Source organism: Pseudomonas sp., from assembly GCF_049590575.1.
In the GTDB taxonomy this organism is placed as follows: domain Bacteria; phylum Pseudomonadota; class Gammaproteobacteria; order Pseudomonadales; family Pseudomonadaceae; genus Aquipseudomonas.
In genome coordinates, this window is the sequence record NZ_JBAWDE010000278.1 from 1 (window position 1) to 2,489 (window position 2,489).

A 2,489-nucleotide genomic window follows, 5' to 3' on the forward strand; every position below is an offset into this window, starting at 1 on the left:
TGACCAGCCTGTGCTGCCCGCCGCACACCAAGCCGGTGCTGGACACCTCGGCCGTGACCGAACTGATCCTCGACCGCGCCCGCGAAGCCGGCAACTGCAAAGTGTTCCCCATCGGCGCCCTGAGCAAAGGCCTGGACGGCGAACAGTTGGCCGAGCTGATCGCCTTGCGCGACGCCGGCTGCGTGGCCTTCGGCAACGGCCTGGAGAGTTTCCGCAGCACCCGCACCCTGTGCCGTGCCCTGGAATACGCGGCGACTTTCGATTTGACGGTGATCTTCCACTCCCAGGACCGCGACCTGGCCGAAGGCGGCCTGGCCCACGAAGGTGCCGTGGCCAGCTTCCTCGGCCTGCCGGGCATTCCGGAAACCGCCGAAACCGTGGCCCTGGCCCGCGACCTGCTGCTGGTGGAGCAAAGCGGCGTGCGTGCGCACTTCAGCCAACTGACCAGCGCCCGCGGCGTGGCCCTGATCGCCCAGGCCCAGGCGCGCGGCCTGCCGGTGACGGCGGACGTGGCGTTGTATCAGCTGATCCTGACGGATGAGGCACTGATCGACTTCTCCAGCCTGTACCACGTGCAGCCGCCGCTGCGCACCCTGGCCGACCGCGAAGGTTTGCGTGCGGCGGTCAAGTCCGGTGTGGTCTCGGCGATTTCCAGCCACCACCAGCCCCATGAGCGCGATGCCAAGCTGGCGCCGTTTGGCGCAACCGAGCCGGGCATCAGCAGCGTCGAGCTGTTGCTGCCGCTGGCAATGACCCTGGTGGAAGACGGCTTGCTCGACTTGCCGACCTTGCTCGCACGCTTGAGCGCCGGCCCGGCAGAGGCCCTGCGCCTGCCGGCAGGCAAATTGGCGGTGGGTGCGGCGGCGGATCTGGTGCTGTTCGATCCGGCCAGTTCCACCGTGGCTGGCGAGTACTGGCTGTCCAAGGGCGAAAACTGCCCGTTCATCGGCCATAGCCTGCCGGCGACGGTGCGATACACCCTGGTGGATGGGCGGATCAGCTACCAGGCCTGACGCCGATCTACAGTGGGCACAGTCAATGTGGGAGGGGGCTTGCCCCCTCCCACATTTGCATCTCTATTAGGCTAATAGAGATTCAGCGCCCGCTATTGCGCTCGGCATTGCGGATTGATATCTGCGTATTCAACGTCCAGAAGTCATACAGCACCCCGACCAGGAACAGGCCACCGGTCAGCAGATAGATCAGGCCAGTGATCCATTTGCCCTGGTACATGCGGTGCACGCCAAACACCCCCAAAAACGCCAGCAGTACCCACGCCACGTTGTATTCGATGGGCCCGGCGGTAAAACGCAGGTCCGCTTCACGGTCCATGGCCGGGATCAGGAAGAAGTCGATCAGCCAGCCGATACCCAGCAGGCCCAAGGTGAAAAACCAGATCGTACCGGTCACGGGTTTGCCGTAATAAAAGCGGTGTGCGCCGGTAAAACCGAATATCCAGAGCAGGTAACCGATCACCTTGCTGTGAGTGTCTTGCTGCGGACCAATCTGCTGATAGGTATTCATCGCGTACCTCTTTTGCCTTGATAGATAAATTTTTTCACTTTCTTTGTGACTTTTTTACAGGCGCCCGACGTACGGCAAATGGTATCTTCCCTGCCCTGAAAGCCTTATGCCACCTGACTTGTGTAGGACAATTGCGACGAATCGTCGCGTTTTTTCTGATTTTGACGTCAAGGTTCAGTCGACAAACGGCCTGAGAACGACACAAAAAGCTGTTATAAAGTTGCGCGCAAACCCATAAGAGCCACGCCTAATGCGACCATTTTTCAAGACATGGCTAACCATCTGCCTATTAATGCCACTGGCCGCCCACGCCACCAATCGTGAGCAACGTCTTCCTAACGTTAACGGTTTCACCCCTAAAGTTCACAGCACGCCAAGCACGGCCAAATCGGTAAAGCTGACCGTCAACCGCCCGACTCAAGTGAGCAAGGCCCACGGTAAAGCCACCCCGGCCTTGATGGCGGTCAACACCAAGCAAAGCAGCACTGTCCTCAGCCGCGCGGTTAATGTGCTCGGTACTCCTTATCGTTGGGGCGGCAGCAGCCCAAGTAAAGGGTTCGACTGCAGCGGTTTGGTGAAATATGCGTTTAACGACGTAGCCGCCGTGGATTTGCCGCGCACTTCCAACGCCATGGCCGCCGGCCACGGGCAGAAGGTTGATCGCAAGGACTTGAAACCGGGCGACCTGCTGTTCTTTAAACTCAAGAGCCGCCAGGTGAACCACGTTGCCATCTACCTGGGCAACGACCGCTTTATCCACGCACCGCGTCGTGGCAAATCGGTGAGCATCGACACGCTGAAAAAGCCGTTCTGGGACAAGAACTACGTGATTGCCAAGCGCGTGCTGCCCAAAGAGCAGAACAACAACCTGCGGGTTGTTCAGCGCTAGGCGATCGCCCCAGGTTGCCCATTTGAAATGCAATCAAATGTGGGAGCTGGCTTGCCTGCGATAGCATCGCCTCGGT

General features: G+C 60.0%; 3 protein-coding genes. 2 read left to right on the plus strand and 1 reads right to left on the minus strand.

Translation table 11 applies throughout. The features are described from left to right. The coding region (locus tag WBR57_RS19205; RefSeq protein WP_424085618.1) for a dihydroorotase at positions 1 to 1,013 on the plus strand (1,013 nt) is incomplete at its 5' end. A gap of 82 nt (positions 1,014 to 1,095) precedes the next feature. On the opposite strand, the gene WBR57_RS19210 is transcribed toward WBR57_RS19205, so the two are convergent. Then, positions 1,096 to 1,524: an NINE protein gene (locus WBR57_RS19210; protein ID WP_424085620.1), complete on the minus strand. Its 429-nt coding sequence runs from the start codon at positions 1,522 to 1,524 to the stop codon at positions 1,096 to 1,098. Positions 1,525 to 1,774: 250 nt separating this feature from the next. On the opposite strand from WBR57_RS19210, the gene WBR57_RS19215 reads away from it, so the two are divergent. After that, the gene (locus tag WBR57_RS19215; protein ID WP_424085622.1) at positions 1,775 to 2,413 is read left to right on the plus strand and encodes a C40 family peptidase; all 639 of its coding nucleotides are present in this window, start codon (positions 1,775 to 1,777) and stop codon (positions 2,411 to 2,413) included. Positions 2,414 to 2,489 lie beyond the last annotated feature (76 nt).

Excerpts from the sequence above, each read along its gene's own strand:
- WBR57_RS19210 (WP_424085620.1), bottom strand. The coding sequence starts at position 1,524 with ATGAATACCTATCAGCAGATTGGTCCGCAGCAAGACACTCACAGCAAG.
- WBR57_RS19215 (WP_424085622.1), top strand. The coding sequence starts at position 1,775 with ATGCGACCATTTTTCAAGACATGGCTAACCATCTGCCTATTAATGCCA.